This is a genomic window from Limnoraphis robusta CS-951 (assembly GCF_000972705.2).
This window is the reverse complement of sequence record NZ_LATL02000229.1, coordinates 26929-45919: the sequence shown is the minus strand read 5'-3', so window position 1 is coordinate 45919 and position 18991 is coordinate 26929. Positions and strand designations below refer to the sequence as shown.

The 18991-nt window shown below is 41.1% G+C and carries 20 protein-coding genes and 1 CRISPR repeat array; of the genes, 14 read left to right on the top strand and 6 right to left on the bottom strand.

Annotated features, from left to right (window positions below; genetic code table 11):
* The 4 genes from WN50_RS19560 to WN50_RS19545 form a co-directional block, all read left to right on the top strand.
* Positions 1-703: RNA-guided endonuclease InsQ/TnpB family protein (locus tag WN50_RS19560; protein ID WP_049560398.1), on the top strand; the 703-nt coding region annotated here is incomplete at its 5' end.
* A 240-nt stretch (positions 704-943) separates the two neighbouring features.
* A complete protein-coding gene (locus WN50_RS19555; RefSeq protein WP_046276656.1) occupies positions 944-1873 on the top strand; it encodes a hypothetical protein in 930 nt (309 codons plus the stop codon).
* Between the two features lie 239 nt (positions 1874-2112).
* On the top strand, positions 2113-3297 hold the full coding sequence (locus WN50_RS35430; protein WP_082172497.1) for an eCIS core domain-containing protein: 1185 nt from the start codon (positions 2113-2115) through the stop codon (positions 3295-3297).
* Between the two features lie 166 nt (positions 3298-3463).
* Entirely contained in the window at positions 3464-3961 is a 498-nt protein-coding gene (locus WN50_RS19545; protein ID WP_046276655.1) for a PAAR domain-containing protein, read from the top strand.
* Positions 3962-4187: 226 nt separating this feature from the next.
* On the opposite strand, the gene WN50_RS19540 is transcribed toward WN50_RS19545, so the two are convergent.
* Together WN50_RS19540 and WN50_RS19535 are read right to left on the bottom strand one after the other, a co-directional pair.
* Complete coding sequence (locus WN50_RS19540; protein WP_046276654.1) at positions 4188-6173, bottom strand: ATP-binding protein; 1986 nt, start codon at positions 6171-6173, stop codon at positions 4188-4190.
* The gene (locus WN50_RS19535) at positions 6170-7420 is read right to left on the bottom strand and encodes a Pvc16 family protein (RefSeq protein WP_046276653.1); all 1251 of its coding nucleotides are present in this window, start codon (positions 7418-7420) and stop codon (positions 6170-6172) included. Before WN50_RS19535 ends, WN50_RS19540 begins: the two co-directional genes overlap by 4 nt.
* A 235-nt stretch (positions 7421-7655) precedes the next feature.
* Here WN50_RS19535 and WN50_RS19530 point away from each other — a divergent pair, with 235 nt between their 5' ends.
* From WN50_RS19530 to WN50_RS19505, 6 genes are all read left to right on the top strand, one after another.
* Complete coding sequence (locus WN50_RS19530) at positions 7656-9329, top strand: phage tail sheath family protein (protein ID WP_046276652.1); 1674 nt, start codon at positions 7656-7658, stop codon at positions 9327-9329.
* Between the two features lie 117 nt (positions 9330-9446).
* Positions 9447-9935, top strand: coding sequence for a phage tail protein (locus WN50_RS19525; protein ID WP_046276651.1), 489 nt, complete (start codon positions 9447-9449; stop codon positions 9933-9935).
* A 50-nt stretch (positions 9936-9985) separates the two neighbouring features.
* Positions 9986-10477 (top strand): phage tail protein, encoded by a 492-nt coding sequence (locus tag WN50_RS19520; protein ID WP_046276650.1) that lies wholly within the window; start codon positions 9986-9988, stop codon positions 10475-10477.
* 47 nt (positions 10478-10524) lie between these two features.
* Positions 10525-11019, top strand: a complete 495-nt coding sequence (locus WN50_RS19515) for a phage tail protein (protein WP_046276649.1) — start codon at positions 10525-10527, stop codon at positions 11017-11019.
* Positions 11016-11306, top strand: coding sequence for a hypothetical protein (locus WN50_RS19510; protein WP_046276648.1), 291 nt, complete (start codon positions 11016-11018; stop codon positions 11304-11306). Before WN50_RS19515 ends, WN50_RS19510 begins: the two co-directional genes overlap by 4 nt.
* Before the next feature lie 84 nt (positions 11307-11390).
* Positions 11391-11771, top strand: a complete 381-nt coding sequence (locus WN50_RS19505) for a hypothetical protein (protein ID WP_046276901.1) — start codon at positions 11391-11393, stop codon at positions 11769-11771.
* 80 nt (positions 11772-11851) lie between these two features.
* On the opposite strand, the gene WN50_RS34185 is transcribed toward WN50_RS19505, so the two are convergent.
* From WN50_RS34185 to WN50_RS19495, 3 genes are all read right to left on the bottom strand, one after another.
* The gene (locus tag WN50_RS34185; RefSeq protein ID WP_152964874.1) at positions 11852-12055 is read right to left on the bottom strand and encodes a hypothetical protein; all 204 of its coding nucleotides are present in this window, start codon (positions 12053-12055) and stop codon (positions 11852-11854) included.
* 329 nt (positions 12056-12384) lie between these two features.
* Positions 12385-13521: a putative CRISPR-associated protein gene (locus tag WN50_RS19500; RefSeq protein WP_046276902.1), complete on the bottom strand. Its 1137-nt coding sequence runs from the start codon at positions 13519-13521 to the stop codon at positions 12385-12387.
* 44 nt (positions 13522-13565) lie between these two features.
* Positions 13566-13769 carry a hypothetical protein gene (locus WN50_RS19495; RefSeq protein WP_046276903.1) on the bottom strand — a complete coding sequence of 68 codons (204 nt, stop codon included), beginning with the start codon at positions 13767-13769 and terminating at the stop codon, positions 13566-13568.
* A 268-nt stretch (positions 13770-14037) separates the two neighbouring features.
* On the opposite strand from WN50_RS19495, the gene WN50_RS36955 reads away from it, so the two are divergent.
* Complete coding sequence (locus WN50_RS36955) at positions 14038-14160, top strand: hypothetical protein (protein ID WP_281062895.1); 123 nt, start codon at positions 14038-14040, stop codon at positions 14158-14160.
* 114 nt (positions 14161-14274) lie between these two features.
* A CRISPR array of direct repeats spans positions 14275-15710; the repeat unit is 36 nt; unit sequence GTTTCCAACTAATCCGATTTAACCCAATCGGTAGGG.
* A 371-nt stretch (positions 15711-16081) separates the two neighbouring features.
* Entirely contained in the window at positions 16082-17269 is a 1188-nt protein-coding gene (locus WN50_RS19490) for an RNA-guided endonuclease InsQ/TnpB family protein (protein ID WP_046276904.1), read from the top strand.
* 157 nt (positions 17270-17426) lie between these two features.
* On the opposite strand, the gene cas2 is transcribed toward WN50_RS19490, so the two are convergent.
* Complete coding sequence (gene cas2, locus WN50_RS19485) at positions 17427-17699, bottom strand: CRISPR-associated endonuclease Cas2 (protein WP_046276905.1); 273 nt, start codon at positions 17697-17699, stop codon at positions 17427-17429.
* Between the two features lie 415 nt (positions 17700-18114).
* Here cas2 and WN50_RS19480 point away from each other — a divergent pair, with 415 nt between their 5' ends.
* Together WN50_RS19480 and WN50_RS34750 are read left to right on the top strand one after the other, a co-directional pair.
* Positions 18115-18552: an NYN domain-containing protein gene (locus WN50_RS19480; RefSeq protein ID WP_200906319.1), complete on the top strand. Its 438-nt coding sequence runs from the start codon at positions 18115-18117 to the stop codon at positions 18550-18552.
* Between the two features lie 163 nt (positions 18553-18715).
* Positions 18716-18865 (top strand): hypothetical protein, encoded by a 150-nt coding sequence (locus WN50_RS34750; protein ID WP_160315410.1) that lies wholly within the window; start codon positions 18716-18718, stop codon positions 18863-18865.
* Positions 18866-18991 lie beyond the last annotated feature (126 nt).

The window sequence follows — 18991 nt, the reverse complement described above, 5'->3', positions numbered from 1 at the left end:
CAACCCTGATGATATTGAACCAACAGAGAATAATAGTATCGGGATTGATTTAGGGCTAGAGAAATTTGGAACTTTATCGACTGGTGAAGCAATTCCCATTCCTAAATATTTCCGTAAAGCTGAAGACAAGCTGGAAAAGCTACAACGAAAAGCGGCTAGTAGAAAGAAGGGAAGTAGAGCCAGAAAACTCCTGTACGGAAAGGTTGCCAAGATCCACCAAAGAATTCAAAGGCAGAGAAAGCAGTTTCATTATGAGCAGGCTAATCAATTAATCGCTAAGTCCGATGTAATCTTTATCGAAGATTTAAAGATTCGCAATATGATAAAGCGATGTAAGCCTAAACAGGATGAAACCGGAAAATACTTACCTAATGGTCAAGCGGCTAAGTCGGGGTTAAATAAAAGTTTGGCAGATGCAGGTCTAGGTCAATTTGTCGAAATACTATCATTCAAAGCCGAAAACGCTGGAGTGAAAGTCGTCAAAGTTAATCCTAGAAATACGTCTCAATTCTGTTCAAATTGTCTCAATATTGTACCTAAAGAATTATCGGAAAGATGGCATAGTTGCCCTCATTGTTCAACTGAACTTGATAGAGATTTGAACAGTGCCATCTTAATTAAAAAAGTGGGTCTGGGCGTGAAACTCACTATAAAACGCTCTAGAAGAAATTCAAGAGAAGCGACCCCTATAGCGTCAGCTTAGGGTGTTGAGTACGTCACCCTTTTCCATAGTTTGCCACAATTTCACGCGATCGCCACCAAATTTTTAAAGAAATTGTAATAGTTGATTTGTTGGGTTTCGTTTCTCAACCAAACCTACAAGAGAGATCGCATCAATTCACCAACGCAAAAAAAAACAAGAGTTTTAGTCAAAATTGGGTAGCGATCTCGTGGAAAGATGCTAAACTCTTGGGAGAGGCTCACTTTAATAGGGACGTGAAACATGACACATCAGTTCAAGTCGCCGCAAAAAAGTCAATCTTCCTCCTCTTCGGCATCAGTTCCAGCAAGTCGGTATGCTAACCGTGATTTTGCGGAACCTGTGCAACAAAAACCAAAACGGAAATGGTCTGAGGCTACATACGGAGATCGTACACATGAAGCCAAGCGAATTAAGACAAAAACAGGGTTTGAAGTCACAGGAAATACGCATGAATATGAACACGTAATCCGCGATTCTGTGGCGAGAGAAGGTTATAATGCTCCCCGTAAGGGAGATGTAGGAGGTTTGGAGCGAAATGGTTTTGTCTATGCGGAGGGTAAAAACGTACACAAAAACCATCCTGGAACAGGGACAAAGAGAGGAAATAATTTGAGTGGAATGTACGATGGCGAGTACGCTGAAGCCCAATCGGAAGCGTTGCGGGGCCGGTTCGAGGACGGTCGCCATGTATACCCAGAACCGGATATTGGTCTAGCGGTAGCGATAAACCAGTCTGCCTACGCATTCACCCCTGAGTTTGTAGAACAACAAAACACAGAGGTAGGTGAGGTAGCGAAAGATTCATACCGTAACATGGTTAATAAGATGGGAGCCGTGAAGTTTGCTAGGGGACAGGACACCATACAGAGTGTGGACGTCACCCCGGAGCAGAAAGCCCAGATGTTAGCAGATAGGAAAAGTGCGGAAACAGGAATTTATCACGAGGGGACAGTCGGAAGTGACGGTACACCGCAAGTCAGTCGGATACCTGGAGCCAATAACGCAAGAAACCCAAAGGATGAGTACCAATGGTTCAGGAGGGAAAGAAGAAACAGAAAAGCTAACATCACTAAGTTGAAAGGGGAGGACAAGACCAAAGCAGAGAAGGAGTTGGATGAATTCGTGGAGCGGTGGACACGACTCATGGATGCGAGGAACGAACAGGTTTAATACCGATATTAATCGCTTTTCTACTGTCCTGTTGAGAGGCGATCGCACTCCGTCGAACTCACGTTAAACAGTAAAATAGATAGGGCTGAATGATCAATTGGCATCTCCAGTTTCATCGATACACAAGACAATTTCTTTTTTTCCAATTAAATGAAGAATTATTCCTAATTGGTGGGTAGCGATCTCGTGGAAAAATGCTAAAATCTTGGGAGAGGCTCACTTTAATAGGGACATGAAACATGACCCATCAGTTCAAGTCGCCGCAAAAAAATCAATCTTCCTCCTCTTCGGCATCAGTTCCAGCAAGTCGGTATGCTAACCGTGATTTTGCGGAACCTGTGAAACAAAAACGAGAACAGCCAAACCTGCAAACTATTCTGCAACGAAAAGCACAGATAGGCCATCCCATTAGTACAAAAGTCGCCCAAAAGCAAGAAGAATCTGCTCCCAACAAAACTGGATTACCAGATCATCTGAAAGCTGGGATAGAAAATTTATCAGGATATTCCCTGGATAATGTCAGAGTTCACTACAATTCGTCAAAACCTGCCCAACTACAGGCGTTAGCTTACGCTCAAGGAACAGAAATTTATGTAGCACCTGGACAAGAGGAACATTTACCCCATGAAGCATGGCACGTTGTCCAGCAGATGCAGGGAAGGGTTAAACCAACAATGCAGATGAAGGGGGTACAGATTAATGATGATGCGGGGTTGGAGAAAGAAGCGGATGTGATGAGTCAAGCGCTCAATAACTTTAATACGGAAGATGAGAGAAAAACAACATCTGTATTATTTCCGAAAACGAAAATCTTCCAAAGGCAAGTTCCGAGAAACGGTACAGAAACCTCAAAGCCAATTCCTGAAACCGGAAGTTATAAAGCAAGAGGAGGGCAAAATGTAATTTTTAACAAAGACATACACTCAAGAAATTTATTCAGCTTCGGTTCAAAAACTAGACTAGAAGTTTTATCAAAGTCAAATCTTCAAAAAGTAGGTAACTTGCCGGTCACTGCTAGAACAGGAATAGGCGTACAGATGAATGTTGAGGGAATACAATTAGACCACGCATATAGTTGGGATAAGATTACAAAGGCAATGCAAGAGAATAACGAAAATTCTAATAGGACCTTTGACTACACGCTCTGGGATGCTAAAATGTACTATAACGATCAGAGTAATTTAATACCACAGCCAGCTGGAGTCAATGCAGCCGCGGGAGAACAAGGAGTTATAAGAATCAAAGAAATCCACGATTATATAGCCGCGGAGATAGGAAGAGTAGATCAAGCGTGGCTAAACTACCAAGCAGGTATAACAGCAATAGCACAGGGTGATTTAGATGATCAAACAATAATTGAACTGGTGGACAAATTGGCTGAGATAAGAAAGCAAATGCAACGGGAAACCGACTTGTTTTTTTAAAAGTGCGATCGCTCTTATAGATTAAATTCCGTGCCTCAACCCAACATGACATCAAAATTTATTTTCTCAATATCATAAGCATAGTTGACATTTTGTTAAGTCAGTTTGACTTGCAACTAAATGTTAAAAAAGCTATGATTATCCATCATTAATCTATTCTCGAATCATGGGTAAACCAGCCGCAAGGGTTACTGATAAGGTATCCCATCCAATACCGCCCGTTTTAACAGGTGGCCCCGGTAGCCGGAATGTTTTCATAGGAAACTTACCTGCGTGGCGGGGTATGCCTTCCGGTTCTGCTGCTGGTTTACAGCAGGCGAAAAAGGCATCAGATGCTATAATCAAATCAGTCGAAACTGCAACGAAAGCGACAGTTGGAACACTGGCTTTCCCTGCCGCCAAAGCCGCTGAAAATGCTGCAAAAACGGCAGCATTAACCGCAATGAGTAGCACAATTAGGAGCAGTAGTGGAGGTGCAGATATTCATATCTGTATGACGCCTTCACCAATTCCCCCCCACGGCCCTGGAGTCGTCATCGGTGGTAGCAAAACCGTTTTGATTAATGGTCTACCCGCTTGTCGTATGGGCGACACCTTGTTAGAAGCAATTGGGCCATCCAATAAAATTCTCGGCGGTTGCAAGAGCGTCCTGATTGGTGATTAAGTTCTGTCAACCCCCCCAGGGCTGTTTCATTTTCGAGCGTAAATTTGTATGACCTCTCCCCCTAACCCCCTCTCCTCCAAGGAGAGGAGGGACTAATTATTACTATTAAATATAAAAAAATATTAATTACTCCCCCTTCCCTCGTAGGGAAGGCGGTTGGGGGGTTAGGTCAGAGAGATTTAACGAAAATAATGAAACAGCCCTGGCTATCAACCCGGTCAACAAACTAGATCCAACCTTTGATTTCCACCTCTGTCAAGGGTCGTTCTAACTTAGCATATTCGCTTTCAGTTGCTTTTAATAAATGTGTCATTGTAATCGGTTGATTTTCATCGGCTGCTAAAAATGCGGCATTGAGCGCAATATTGCGAATATTCCCCGCCGCGAGACTCAACTGAGCTAGTTTTTTAATATTCAAATCTTTTGTAGGCGTATCTTTGGGAAAAATCCGTTGCCACAGTTCCATCCGTTGAGTCACATCTGGTACAGAAAACTTGACAATAAACCGAATGCGTCGCATAAAAGCTGTATCGATGGAATCTTTTAAATTTGTCGTTAAAATCGCTAATCCTTGGTAAGACTCCATCCGTTGTAATAAATAACTTACTTCTAAATTTGCATAGCGATCATGACTATCTTTAACCTCACTTCGTTTACTAAATAATGAATCTGCTTCATCAAAAAGTAAAATTACCCCTCCCGTTTCAGCCGCATCAAAGACTCGTTTTAAATTTTTCTCCGTTTCCCCAATATATTTACTGACCACAGAACTCAAATCAATTTTATAAAGATCCAAGTTTAATTCACCCGCTAAAACCTCAGCCGCCATTGTTTTTCCAGTTCCGCTTGCCCCCGCAAATAAAGCTGTAATTCCTAATCCTCGTCCTCCTTTTTGAGCAAATCCCCAGCGTTCATAAACCGTAGTTCGCTGTCGCACATGACTCGCAATTGTTTGAAGGATTTGTTGCTGAGTTGGAGGTAAAACTAAATCTTCCCAACTCGCCTTCATTTCAATTCGTTGTGCTAATTCATCTAATTTAGGTCGCGCCTGAATTCGGCAAATATTCCAAAGTTGGTTTTGGCAAATTTTTTCGGCTGATTTGACTTGAAGACAGGCGGATTGAATCTCGCTAAAATTGAGATTAAATTGAGCAACTAATTGATCGATTAATCCCGTTAAATCTTCAGAAGAAGTTCCTAACGCTTTCATCCAGAATTCTCGCTGTTCCTGAGCCGTTGGTTTATTCACATCAAAGGTCAGAATGGGACGAGATCGGGGCGGTTGTCTATCTTGACTGGTAATAATAAAAGGAGTAGAAATTTGTTCGATGAGCAAGGCGATCGCATTTTCTTTAGCTGTATCTATTGTATCACTTTGATCAGCATCTAATAATAAAACCCCTTGATTCAAAATTGCCTCTCGTTCCCATAGTTCTATGAACGGATATAAATCATTTAAACTGGTGGGAAGGGCATGACTAGAAAGACAATAAAGATTAAATCCTAACTCATGACAAACTCGACTCGCGATCGCTCGTTTTCCCACCCGTTCATTACTACAAAGTTCAATAATGGGTAACTCTAATTTTTCGAGACCCAGAGAACCTCGAGCTTTTATTCTCCAATTATTAATAATAGTTTTAGCTAAGTTTTTATGAGATTCAGCTAGATCTTCAGCAACCGAGATTAATTTACGAATATTAATCAATCGTCTATCTAACTGATGGATTCCCATCAAATAATTTAAAATTCGTTCATCAATCCTTAACGGACTACTTGCCAAAGAATTTCCGCCTCCTACTTCAATTAAATTCCATCGTCTGAGAGGAGATCCCGGTGCGATCGCTTCCCAGTTAGGATTTTCAAACAACATTTGTGCTAAACTAAAAGTGGGATAATTGTGTTCAGAATCAATTTGAGCAGCCGCGCATAAAGATGGCCAAGTCGGATCAAGTTCCATTCCTAAACAAAGTAATAAAATCTCTTGTTCAAAAACAGATAAACTAAAATATTGGCTCAGTTGCTCAAGAGCAAAAGGTTCCTGAACAGGAGGCGTAATAAATTTCAGTTCATCTTGATCATCTAGCTCCTCAAAATCTTGATTCTCTAAATATGAAATCTGACGTTTTAAAGCTTGACGAACTTGATTCAAAACAATCCTGAGAAACTGACTATTGGCTGTGTGCCAATCCAGAAAAACGGGTGAATTCATGGGATTTGTAAAATAGGGCCTGAATATCGATCATTATCCACATTTAAAGGACTTTCTGCACCATCAATTTGCACCCTAGCTAGATAGTCTCCGATTTTGACATTCTCCAGCGAAAATATGAGTGTATGAGTTTGGCGAGTTCGTCGTTTTGCGGCAAAAATATAAGACTCAGAATTTTCACCTGTAATGCCATTCAGTAATAAAAATACTCGTTGTTTGAATCCGATTCTTAAATCTACCTGAATTTCAATATCACCAGAGTATAAACCCACTTCAACTTCTTCTAAATTCCTCCTGTGAGGATGAATTGTAATGGTTGGACGCAAAATTAAAGGGATCACATTAGATTCAATCATTCGATTCGAGTGAGCAAATATAGGATCAGTGCTAGCATGGATAACCTGTAAACCCTGTACTCCCGCTCTCAAATTATTGAATTGTTCAGAAGATAAAGCCGAAAAATTTAGAGTAATTTGAGTATCACTAATATTTTGAGGAATGACTCTAGCTTCCCCAATTTGAATTTGAGTTTGATTTCCCAAAAGTTGTTTTCCGCGAATATTTAAGGTGCTACTTGCTATGATGGGTTGGTTGATCCCTGCTGACGGTTCAACCTGTTCGATCATCGGCTGATTTGGAACAAAATAAAATTGACGGACTCGTACAGGTAAAGGGGCTTTTCCGAGTTTTCTTCCCTCAATTAAAATAGCCGTTGCTTGAAAGCCTAAGGATAGGGAATAAGGAAGTTGAAAAAAAGTTGACCACAGACGTGATAATTCTTCTGATGTCATAGGAAGCAGACTTAATTTAATGACTTGAACTTGTTCATCCAGGGTTGATGCGGCAAGAAAAGGAAAAGAGTAACTGTTAACAACTCGATTAATCATTTCAGAAGTAATCGTAGGTTGATCGATAATCGTTTGAATTGCACTCCCCAGTAACCTTTGGGGTTCGAGTTCTTGTTCGTTTCCATAAAAGGTTAATAAATAATATAAATCTAGCCCTAGTTGAGCTTGTTTAATCAGATTATCTTTAGGACGACGAGAACCAAAATCAGCATTACGCCAAGTCAGATTGGGAGAAGCTTGATAGAGAAAAATATTAATTCCTGTATCAGAAACGCCACTTCCTGCATTGTCAGGACGAATCATGGTGACTCTAGCACCAGGAAGATCATTAGCGATACCTGTTTGTAACATTTGCTGTAGAATAGCGGTGACGGTAGCGATCGCTAGATAATTACTCATGGGTTTGCTGCTTGTCTTTGGGTTTTACAAATTCTATCGAAAATCAATGATGAGTTTAGGAAGTTTTCACTTAATTTATTGATGAGTTTGGACATGATTTTTAAAACAAGTTACTAAAATTTAATTAAATTTATAGAATTATTATTTCATTTTTGGCTCAACTCGAGCTATAATGAGGTCATTTCAAATTGGCTCACTAATCAAACAATTGAAGACTCGTTAAGGAGACTTCCTAATGGCTCGTCTAGATTACTTTGCGCCGGGTGTATACGTTGAAGAGATAGAGCGAGGTAGTCGCCCCATTCAAGGGGTAACTATGAATGTCGCAGGATTTGTGGGCTTTACAGAAGATGTTCGCGGAGATGCCCAACTGTTTGAACCTCAACTGATTACAGACTGGGATCAATATCTCGAATGCTTTGGTAAACCAGGTTCCGATGGGTTTACAGACTTTGGAGCGTATTTACCATTTGCGGTCAGAGGATGGTTTGATAATGGAGGAGGTCGCTGTTGGGTCGTCAGTATCGGAACTCAGCTTCCTCAGCCGGCTAGACAAACACCGCAGGTTGAGGAAAATACGACCATTACAGCCATTACAACCGTTAGCCAACGCCCTTCCCTTGGTTTTCGGATGAAACCAGACCAACTGGAAAACGGACGGATCAACGTGATCATTGAACCGGACGATCCCCTACCCTCGGATAACCCTGAAGAAGAACCCTTTGATACGGGTGAATATTTTAAAGTCACTTTAAGACAAGGTGAGGATATTCTCTCAACTTACAGACATCTCTCCATGAGTGCAGAACCGGAAGCGGGGACATTTGTAGAGACGGCATTTCAAGAGTCTCCTTATTTAGAAGTAGAAATTCAAGCCACAAGCGGAATGCCTCTGTCTTGTCGGCCAGCGAATGGATTTTACGAAATCATTCCCCCTCCTGAAGTCTATCCAGTTGATCAACTTTATCGCAAAACTTATGGGGGTCGTAAGGATCGGACAGGGATTCAAGGTTTATTTGAAATTGATGAAATTGCGATTATTGCCTGTCCTGATTTAATGTTAGCTTATCAGCAAGGTTTGTTGAATTTAGAACAGGTTCATGGTCTGATGGAAATGATGATGACCAACTGTGAAAATTCGGCGCCGAGTCCCCCTTTTCGGATGGTTGTATTAGATCCTCCTCCGGTTAAGGTAAGAAGAGGAAATAGCCCAGTTCCTCCCGAACAAAGTAAACCTCAAGATGTCGCAGAATGGCTCGATAATTTTGGCCGTCGTTCTCAATTTGCCGCGTTATATTATCCTTGGATTAAAGTTCCTAATCCCCGTGATAATGGCAAAGGCATTTATGTTCCTCCCTGCGGTCACATGATGGGAATTTGGTGCCAAACGGATGAAACCAGAGGGGTATACAAAGCACCCGCTAATGTTACACCGCGTGGAGTGATTAGTTTAGCTTACGATACCAACTTTCGTGAACAAGAATTGCTGAACCCTAAAGGAATTAATTGTGTTCGCAAGTTTCCTAACCGAGGACTTCAAGTTTGGGGAGCTCGCACCTTGGTTGAACCTGATAATACGTTATGGCGTTATATTAGTGTTCGTCGTTTGATGAGCTACATTGAAAAATCAATTGAACTCGGAACCCAATGGGTTGTTTTTGAGCCGAACGATCAAGATCTTTGGGCGCGAGTTGAACGTACAGTGAATAATTTCCTTGAACGAATTTGGCGAGAAGGAGCGTTATTTGGAAGTTCTCCTCAAGAAGCATTTTATGTGAAATGTGATGGAGAACTCAATCCCGAAGAAACGATGAGATTGGGGATGTTGTACATTGAAGTTGGCGTTCGCCCTGTTCGTCCGGCTGAGTTTGTTGTTTTCCGAGTGAGCCAGTGGGCGCCTAACCAATAACAAACCTACCGAATCATCTAGTGCGTCAGAAATGTAGTGTTAATTACAACGTTCTAAACGAAAATCTGACGCACTCTAGAAGTCGAAAATATTTGCATTGATTTGGGAGTTTTACCAATGGCTGATTTAATTAAACCCATTGCCCCTAGTAGTTTTTATTTAGAATTTGACGGTTTGACTGATTTAGTTTTCAAAAGTGTAACCCTGCCAGAATACAAACCAAAAGTCACTGGAGGTGAAGCTGTAATTGGAACGACTAAAGATGGAAAATCGATCCGTCAGATTAACTCAGGTGGATTTGAAGGATTATTCACCTTTGATTGTACCTGTGTTGCTAGCCTAACGGGTAGCAGTGCTAGCAAGAAAATGTATGAATGGTTTGAAAAATGCTTACCTACATCTGATGGGGGTAAAGGGCAATGGAAAAACAATAAAAAAACAGGCAAAATTAGTGCCTATGATTCAGATAGCGAATTAGTAGCAATGTGGGAATTTTCAGAAGCTTGGCCTTCTAAATACAAATGTGCAGATCTGGATGTAACTCAAGATGCCTATTTGGAAGAAATTTTTACAATTACTTGTGAAAAATTTAATCGAACTCAGTAAATAAAACGAGCGTGCGACTGTTGATTTAAATCTTGATTAGGAGATTAAAAATGGCTGATAATGTTGAGTTTTTGACAAATTCCAAGTTTTACTTTGAAATAGACGGAATTACCGACTTATTGATTAAGAAAGTTAGTGGCCCCGAAATTACGATTGAAGTGGCTGGAGGCGATGCCCCCATCGGCTGTACAAAAGGTGGTAAAAGCCAAACTCAAGCTGTTATCGGTGGGGTTAAGTACAGTTCCGCTATCACCCTCACTTTTGTAGCTGGAAATGAGGCTGCACAAAAAAAATTAGAAGATTGGTATATCAAGTGCCACGCGGAAGCTTATAGTGGTGGGAAGACAGAAGCCAGAAAAAATCGGAAAACTGGATCGCTGACGATTTATGATGGGGATGGCGAGGAAATGCGGTTTGATTTTACTGATTTGTTTCCCGGTACCTTAAAACAAGCGAGTGGTGTCCTTGGGGTTGATCAGTCTGGTCAAAATGCTGAAGATACTCTAGAACTTAAATTCACAAAAATAGTTCGGAAAAAGTAGGAATTTGAAGATTGGATTGACCCAATTGAATTAAAGGTAGAACGATTGTGACAGAGTTTCCTGAAATCCTCACAAGAGCCAAGTTTTACTTAGAGCTAAAACTGGACGGCAGTAATGACTCAATAGACGGTTACTTTATGGAGTGTAGCGGTTTTAAAGCAACTCAAGAAGTGATCGAAATTAGCGAGGTTACGCCACAAAAGTGGGGAAAACAGGGAAACTCTAGGGGTCGGATTGTGCGAACAAAAATTCCTGGTGTTATGACCTATAGTAATCTGACTTTGCGCCGAGGTTTAACCATGTCTATGACTTTTTGGAACTGGCTTCAAGCTGTGCAAGATGGAAACTGGCCCAAACAACGGCGCGATGGTTCCTTAGTCATTTACAATCAGGCAGCAGAAGAACAGTTTCGATTTGAATTCAAACGAGCATGGCCGATTGGATATTCGATTTCTGATGTTAATGTCGCAGGCGGTGATTTTGAAATTGAGGAAGTAGAAGTTACGATTGAAGAGTTAAAAAGAATTGATAGTATCAAATGATTCAGACCGAATTCGAGTTTAGTTTACTTAAAGGATATTTAGATACTGATGGCAATGTTCATCGCATTGGGATGATGCGTTTAGCCAAAGCCATTGATGAAATTGTCCCCTTGCGAGATCCCCGTGTGAAGTCAAATCCTGCTTATGCGACGGTGTTAATTTTGTCGAGAGTTGTGACTCGTCTCGGTGCGTTAGAGGAGGTGAATCCTGTTATTATTGAAAACTTATATGCTTGTGATTTAGACTTTTTAATTAAGTTTTATCGTCAGATTAATGAATTAGAATAAAATCATTTAAGCTATCAAAACTTACAATAAATATCCCAATTTTGTACAACAAATCATTAGAATTAAGAAAAATCTAAATTTGGCATGACCAGTTCAAACTTACCCCCAACTGAATTTAATTTTACATTACCCAAAGGCTTAATTGACGAGCAAGGACAAGTTCATCGTCAGGGTGTGATGCGGTTGGCAACGGCAAAAGACGAAATCTTTGTTCAGAAAAATACTCGCGTTCAGGTAGAGCCGGTATATGGTGTTTTAATTCGATTATCAAGGGTTATTACTCAGTTGGGAACTTTATCATCGGTGACTCCAGAAATATTGGAGAATCTATTTACTCTCGATCTGGCTTATTTACGCGAGTTTTATAATCGAATTAATCAACAAAATCACGCCTATTTTGTGGTAAAATGTCCCCAATGTAATGATGAGTTTAGAGTAGATTTAGCCTTGTCGGGGGAGTCGTAAGCTACCCCTCAGAACAACTCCGTGAGGAGGTAGCTTGTATTGCCTTTCATTTTCACTGGTCTTTAGAAGAGATTTTGAATTTAGAACATTCCAGTCGTCGAGAGTGGGTCACAGAAATTCAAAAAATTAACCCAAACTTCTAAGCCAATTGAATTTGTAGCGGTGTGCGATCGCACAGTCGTAAGCAATTTATCAATATCGGCAGTCGGGATATTGCATCGAGAACATTGGACGGAGTTATCGGGGGCAATTGACGCACTAAACACTGTTAAGTTGATATTCAAAGCTTCTAACTTTTTTGCTGTTTGGTTTTCGGCAAAATTGGAATGAGCAAATTATAGCGCTTCGCGCTAGGCAAAAGGCAAAAGGCAAAAGCGCAAAGTGCGGTCTTGGGGTCTCCCCAAGTTGAGCAACTTTGCAAGAGAGGCAAGAGGGGGGGAAAGTTCGGTATAGTCAGGCTTTTGGCTTTTCTTCGTGCCTGGAATTTGTAAGTATACCAGCGCGAACTGCTATAGCTAAATCTGGCTGAGAGATACTTCAGAAAACGAACTTTCACCCGGAACTCCCAAGTGGGGACAGTCGGGTTTTCCGCCTTCGGTTTGGTCTGAAATAATTAGTTAGAAAACTTTTCTTTGAGATGGATAGCAATACTGTTGGTTTCAGCTAGATTACGTCCTGTCGTTTGAATACATATTCCCAAACCTGCATCTGTCCAAGTCAATACCCATTCAACTTTTCCATCTGAATAAGTTCGTCGAATAGGATTAATTTGTTTTGGATTGAAAGGGAGAGAATTAATAACAGATTTAACATAGGAAGAACGGCAAATCTTTTCAGAAAAGACTTGTAAAATATCTTTTCCATGATCGTCTCTCAGCTTAATCACTTTTTGGTTTGGGGGCGTATCATCTTGAGGAATTTGGGAAAGAATAGCACTACTCTGCTTGGCAAATTGTAGGCGCGATCGCTCGTTGAACAAAATGCCCATAGCCGAAAGACAAACATATTCCAGTTGATCTGAAGATGATTGAGTTTGATCCAAGTCTTCATTAGTTGATTCGATTAAAGTGTGAAAATAAGGATTGTTTAAATCTTCTGCAACTAGCGATTTTTCGAGTATTTCCTGAGCTTCTAAGGTTTCAAACAAAACATAATGATTGAGCCAAAAAGCTAGGTCAAGGGCGATAGGTTGTGGGGGAAGTTCTATCACTTCTGAAAATTTTTCAAATAGGTAATAGACGGGAATTTCGAGGGCTTGTCCGATCATACCTGCAAAGGAAATCTGAGCTTTGTATCCACCTGTAGCATTGATCGCGATCGCTTCTGAAGACCATTTATTAACTTCTGAACTAATTTCTCGCACCAGATTCTTTAAGCCTTGGGTTTTAAATGCGTAAACATCATCATCTCTTAATCCCTTTAAAACTTTGACTTCAACCTGTTCAAACTGTAAAGGATTCTGACGATTTTCATAATAAAGTTTAAGTAATGCGCCTGTATTTCGACCATCTTCTGTGTCTGAAACTAGAAAAATTAGACGCAAATACTGAGCTAATAATCTTTTTTTGCAAATACTGGTAATAGAATTGATTTCTGCACCACAAAGTCGATCTGTATTTGCTTTTTCTAACAGCAAAAGTGCTACTTGATGCCAATTTTTAGCCATCACTGCTGACAGGATAGATTCTTCTGAACGTTTCAAATTGTTGAGTAAGCTAGTTCCAACGGTACAGATTAATGTATTTTTCATGTTTTTGAACTTTCCGCAATCAAGTTGAACATTGAGTTGAATATTTAAGTGTGTTTCACAGGACAAGTTGAATTAATCATAGCATCGCAGGGGACTTGATCTATGAATCGAGAACCGCCATCTTCTTGAATAGGGGGTTCAAAATTTGTTCGACTGATGTACTGAGTGATAACGGAGGGATTATTAATTTTTGCTGTAAAGATTAAGGTGATCAATACAATCAACTGAAGCAGTTTGAGGTTAGACATGATGTTGTAGGGAATGAGTGTTTTCTACTGTTTCAGTATAGTCACGCATGGAAAAGGAGCTTTCCAAAATTTCGAGGAGTGATATAGCGCTACGCAATAGGCAATAGGCAATAGGCAATAGGCAACAGGCAACAGCAGACTATGAAAGGATTCTAGGATTTAGAAATGTCAAACACCGAATTTTGTACTGCTATATGAGTTTTTTTCAAGAATTGGCTTGGAAGAACCTGTTTCCAGATGGGGCTAGAATGATGAAACCAATGAGTTAGTGTCTCATCGGGATATTCAATCTCAGGTTTCCTATCGCCAAGCGATTCAGTTGCAAATTCGACGATATAAACGTAGTCTGTGGCGTGGAGAAGTCTATGAACCCTTTTTGAGAATTGGGTAATTGAGAATGTAGGGAATTGGAACTTTTACTGATTCTATCGATAATAACATTATTCAATATAAAGGGAGAGAAAAGTAATTCCTCTCCTTTTTTAATATTTGTCGAAAATACAATGTTTCTAACTAATCCGATTTAACCCAATCGGTAGGGTGTCGTCGCCGGAAAGGGGGTTATGGAAATTGATTGTTTCCAACTAATCCGATTTAACCCAATCGGTAGGGAGAGGAAGGAGGCCTTTCCTTTGAGGAAAGGGAAAGTTTCCAACTAATCCGATTTAACCCAATCGGTAGGGCCGGCACCACCCTTGTCCTGGGATGTACCCACTATAGTTTCCAACTAATCCGATTTAACCCAATCGGTAGGGGAAAAGTTAGAATCGACTCTCCCGCTACAGTGCGGGAAGTTTCCAACTAATCCGATTTAACCCAATCGGTAGGGTCTGGAAGGAGAAAAAGGATTGTGGGGTTATTATGGTTTCCAACTAATCCGATTTAACCCAATCGGTAGGGGATAACACCACACTCACTTTGTCTTACGTACATCAAGTAAATGTTTCCAACTAATCCGATTTAACCCAATCGGTAGGGGTTTGTCTCACTACAGTAGTGTAAACGAGGTGTACGGGTTTCCAACTAATCCGATTTAACCCAATCGGTAGGGAATGCAGACAAAAATCTCTAACTCTCATTTAAGGAGGAAAAGTGTTTCCAACTAATCCGATTTAACCCAATCGGTAGGGATGGTAGTGATACTACTAGACATATAGGTACTTTCAAGGAATGTTTCCAACTAATCCGATTTAACCCAATCGGTAGGGCAAAAATGGAAATCCGAGTCAAGAGAAAGACTTGCGTTCGTTTCCAACTAATCCGATTTAACCCAATCGGTAGGGAGCTTTATACCAAAACTGCGTCTTTCAACAGACTCAGTCGTTTCCAACTAATCCGATTTAACCCAATCGGTAGGGGATAGTTTTGAAGTGTATATAAGAAAATGCACCAAGTGTTTCCAACTAATCCGATTTAACCCAATCGGTAGGGATTAATAAGAGAGGACAAAAACATGTCTGACTACAAATTGTTTCCAACTAATCCGATTTAACCCAATCGGTAGGGCATGTTGATGAAAGCTGTTCTTTCTTCCACTAAGGTTTCCAACTAATCCGATTTAACCCAATCGGTAGGGTTTTAGATGATTGATCCTAATGAAGAAACCAGCACAGGTTTCCAACTAATCCGATTTAACCCAATCGGTAGGGGATTACTCATCGGAGATGTAGTCAGGCTTGTCGTGTTTCCAACTAATCCGATTTAACCCAATCGGTAGGGTAGAAAGTTTTAACTTTTACGAAGACAGAGAAATGGTAGAAAAGTTTCCAACTAATCCGATTTAACCCAATCGGTAGGGAGGAGGAGCGGGAAACAATTATACTTTTACACGTTTCCAACTAATCCGATTTAACCCAATCGGTAGGGCTGCGAACATGAGCGTGCAAAAATAGAGGAAAACTTAAAGTTTCCAACTAATCCGATTTAACCCAATCGGTAGGGAGTTCGTCTCAGAAGGCAGACTGAGAGAGGGTTACAGACGACAAATCGACGCACCCCCAAACATAGCATTTGTAACACAGTTGAAACTGCCATTGTTACAGTCCTCAAACCTTGATGAGACAAGCAATCGACGCACCTCAACGCAAAAATCATAGTTTCAGCCATTGAGCGACCTGCGTCGAAACCAATCATATCACACCCCACAACGCAGTTTGGCGGTGAGAGGAATGGGGACGAGGGAGAAGCTTCACAATGAAGTCGAGTTGTTGCGTAGCAACGACAGACGACGGGGTGAGCGAAGAGTGAGTAATTAAACTTTGGTGCATAGAGGGTTGTAAGTATTTCACAGATTTTGTGATAAAATGTGAGGCATGGAAAAAGCCTACCGTTACAGAGTGTATCCAACTACCGAGCAAGAACAAATATTGCGCCGGACAATTGGTTGTGTGCGGTTGGTATTTAACAAAGCTTTGGCAGCGAGAACCGAAGCTTGGTATGACAGACAACAGAAGGTTGATTACGTTCAGTCTTCTGCAATGTTGACGCAGTGGAAAAAACTGGAAGAACTTCAGTTTTTGAATGAAGTTAGTTGTGTGCCACTGCAACAAGGCTTGAGACATCTGCAAACTGCTTTCACTAATTTCTTTGCTGGCAGGGCGAAATATCCCAACTTCAAAAAGAAGCGTAGTGGTGGTAGCGCAGAGTTTACCAAGTCTGCTTTCCGGTGGAAAGATCGACAAGTATACTTGGCAAAGTGTTCTGACCCATTGCCAATTAAATGGTCTAGGCAACTGCCCAAGGGATGTGAACCTAGTACCATCACAGTTAGACTTGAACCTTCTGGACGTTGGTTTGTTAGTTTGCGAATCAATGCTCCGACTGACCAAACCATGCAACCAGTTGATAGTGCTGTGGGACTGGATGTTGGCATTAGCAGTCTCGTTACCCTGAGTACAGGTGAAAAGATTGCTAATCCTAAAGCGTATGAGGCGCACTATCAAAAGTTGAGAAAAGCACAAAAATCTTTGAGTCGCAAACAAAAAGCTTCTCGAAATCGGGATAAAGCTAGGCTCAAAGTTGCTCGGATTCAAGCTAAAATCTCTGATTCCAGAAAAGACCATTTGCACAAACTGACAACTCGACTGATTCGTGAAAACCAAACGATAGTGGTTGAGGATTTGGCAGTTAAAAATATGGTCAAAAATCCCAAGCTTGCCCGTGCTATCAGTGATGCTGCATGGTCGGAGTTGGTGAGGCAACTGGAATATAAAGCCAAGTGGTATGGTCGAAACTTGGTAAAAGTTGACCGATGGTTTCCCAGTTCTAAACGCTGTGGCAACTGTGGGCATATTCTTGATAAACTGCCGTTGAATGTTAGAGAGTGGGACTGTCCCGACTGCGGAACACACCACGATAGAGATATCAACGCCAGTCGAAATATTTTGGCGGTGGGACACACCGTTACAGTCTGTGAAGCGAGTGTAAGACCTGATAACCATAGTGTTAAAGGGCAACTGCGAAAAACCCGTAAGGGAAGCAAACAGAAACCTAAGTCGTGAGTCTTAGGAATCCCCCGCTACACGCCGCTTGCGGTTAGCGGTGGGAGGATGTCAAATCACACCTCAATCAACTGATACAACCCTCACTCCTGAGCTATTCCAGCATCAGAAAACGCTAATTTCACAGTCAATGGGGAAAGTTCAGCCACAGCAACTTTTACAGTACATAAAAATTAGGAGGAGACTCAGGTTCTTGACTACCAATCGTCAAGACTAGAGACACAGCCTCCTGAGCAATCCAGTAAAACCGAACATCATCCTCTGCGGGAACAACTAACTTTTTGACTTTTTGATGTAGGATTCGCATCTCGTCTAAAGTGATAAAAATCTCGAATACAGAATACTGAACTCGCCGACCATAGCCTTCTAGAAAATTAGCTAACTTTGTGCGGCGCTTGTCATTAGGAATATCGTAGACCACCAGTACCATCGTTTGAACAGTTATCAGGTTACAGGTTACAGGGGACAGTTATCAGTTATCACTATAGCAAGATTGCCTTTTGCATGAGTGCCATCTGCCATCTCTCTTGCGAACTTCCTCCTCGACGGAAACCGCCAAGACCGGAGTTCGCGCTGCCATCTGCCATCTGCCTTTTGCCTGTTGCCTATTGCCTTTTGCCTGGCGCGCTATACATCTGAGGTTCGACTCGCTAAATTGGAAATCTCCTTTTCCTGCCCTGTGTATAACTAGATTATGCAAACCGAAAGGAAATTTCACACTGCTATAGGCTGAGTGAAATAATTCGGAAAAATCCTACCCGTTCACAGCCCCCATTATTGGGGGTTTGGGGGCTAAACAATTTTCAAATGATTTCCGATTTCTATATGCACCCAAATCTCAATTTATGAAGACAAATCGGCGAGTATTAATCCTCGCAGATAGCGACAATACCTTTCTCAGCGCTCAGAGTTTCAATCGAAAGGTTGATTGGCTACAAATTCGAGACTATTTAGCCGATTCCAACGAGGGTAGAGAATTAATCGAAATGGTCATTTATGTTGGCTTACCTCCAGCAAGGGAGCGATTTATTGAGCAGCGTAAAACCAAAGAAAAATTCATCTATTGGGCTAAAAGTAACGGGTTTTTAGTCGTTCCCAAAGAAGGCAAAGCCAAAGGTGAAGATTTTGAAACCAACATCGATATTGTCATGGCAATGGATGCGATTGAACTCGCTCTAGAAGTCCGTCCAGATATTGTTGTTTTGGTAACAGGAGATTCTGACTTTGCCTATCTCGCTGAAAAGCTTAGAAGGAGAGGAATTCGAGTAGAATGCTTCGGTTGAACAATCGCTCGGCAATGACCTAAAAATGGCAGCTAATAGCGTTGTTGATTTAATTGAACTGTTTGACCGTTTTGAACAACAAAAAGGCAACAAAAAACATTACCGAATTGGCTCTCTTAAATTGTTTGATTGACTGATATTTACTTTGAGGTTAAACCTAAAAATGATGAACAAAATTCTAGCTCTACCCCAAGCCATTTCCGAGAAAGCAGTAAACATTCTCAATGGAAAATTGACCGTTTCTCAAACCACTGGATTAAGATTTATGAATTTCCTGAGTCTAGATGGCACAAAACCGATACTCTTTCTTTGATGGCTCCCGACTGCTACTTTTGTTCTTGAAAGTCTGATTTTTTTTGAGTTTCCCGACGTTTTGGAAGACCTCGCTTCCATGCCATGTGATAATAGAACTCAAGCAAACAGAGGTATTAGCCAAGTG